We start from the raw sequence: 1,359 nt of genomic DNA on the forward strand, positions 1-1,359 counted from the left end.
TGAAGCGACCAAGGGCATCAACAGTTATTACCTGACGAGCGATGGCGGCACCATGAGCTACCGCACCCGGATTCGCACCCCAAGCTTCCCGCACCTGCAGCAGATCCCTTCGGTGATCAAAGGCAGCATGGTCGCGGACTTGATCGCGTACCTGGGTAGTATCGATTTCGTTATGGCCGACGTGGACCGCTAAGCATGAATAGCACGCTTATCCAGACAGACCGTTTCGCCCTGAGCGAAACCGAGCGCTCGGCCATCGAGCACGAGCTGCATCACTACGAAGACCCGCGCGCGGCGTCGATCGAAGCCCTGAAGATTGTCCAGAAGGAACGTGGCTGGGTGCCTGACGGCGCGCTCTACGCCATCGGCGAGATCCTCGGCATTCCGGCCAGCGACGTTGAAGGCGTGGCGACGTTCTATAGCCAGATCTTCCGCCAGCCTGTCGGCCGCCACATCATTCGCGTTTGCGACAGCATGGTCTGCTACATCGGCGGCCACGAATCGGTTGTCAGCGAAATCCAGAGCAATCTGGGCATCGGCCTGGGTCAGACCACCGCCGACGGTCGTTTCACCCTGCTGCCGGTCTGCTGCCTCGGCAACTGTGACAAGGCGCCGGCGTTGATGATCGACGACGACACGTTCGGTGATGTGCAGCCTGCCGGCGTTGCCAAATTGCTCGAGGGCTACGTATGACCCTGACTTCCTTCGGTCCTGCCAACCGCATCAAGCGGTCGGCCGAGACTCACCCGCTCACCTGGCGTCTGCGTGATGACGGCGAAGCTGTCTGGCTCGACGAGTACCAGGCCAAGAACGGTTACGCCGCGGCGCGCAAAGCCTTCGCCGACATGGCTCAGGACGACATCGTCCAGACCGTGAAAGACGCCGGCCTGAAAGGTCGCGGCGGTGCAGGCTTCCCCACTGGTGTCAAGTGGGGCCTGATGCCCAAAGACGAATCCATCAACATCCGCTACCTGCTGTGCAACGCGGATGAAATGGAGCCGAACACCTGGAAAGACCGAATGCTGATGGAGCAACTGCCCCATCTGCTGATCGAAGGCATGCTGATCAGTGCTCGCGCGCTGAAAACCTACCGCGGCTACATCTTCCTGCGTGGCGAATACACCACCGCCGCCAAGCACCTGAACCGTGCCGTGGAAGAAGCCAAGGCAGCCGGTCTGCTGGGTAAAAACATCCTGGGCAGCGGCTTCGATTTCGAGCTGTTCGTCCACACCGGCGCCGGGCGGTATATCTGCGTTGAAGAAACCGCACTGATCAACTACCTCGAAGGCCCCCGAGCCAACCCGCGCTCCAAGCCGCCCTTCCCTGCTGCCGATGGAGTGTGGGGCAAGCCGACCTGCG

Annotated in this window: 1 protein-coding gene and 2 pseudogenes; all 3 read left to right on the forward strand. The window is 61.3% G+C overall.

The features are described 5' to 3' along the window. A pseudogene (locus ACIPL2_RS35135) lies at positions 1-193 on the forward strand (NADH-quinone oxidoreductase subunit C/D); the annotation flags it as partial. 2 nt (positions 194-195) lie between these two features. Next, the gene (gene nuoE, locus ACIPL2_RS35140; protein ID WP_008146039.1) at positions 196-693 is read left to right on the forward strand and encodes an NADH-quinone oxidoreductase subunit NuoE; all 498 of its coding nucleotides are present in this window, start codon (positions 196-198) and stop codon (positions 691-693) included. Then, positions 690-1,359: pseudogene (locus ACIPL2_RS35145) on the forward strand (NADH-quinone oxidoreductase subunit F); the annotation flags it as partial. The gene nuoE and the pseudogene ACIPL2_RS35145, both read left to right, overlap by 4 nt.

Origin of the sequence: Pseudomonas sp. NPDC086251 (assembly GCF_044746405.1) — a bacterium.
Lineage (GTDB): Bacteria > Pseudomonadota > Gammaproteobacteria > Pseudomonadales > Pseudomonadaceae > Aquipseudomonas.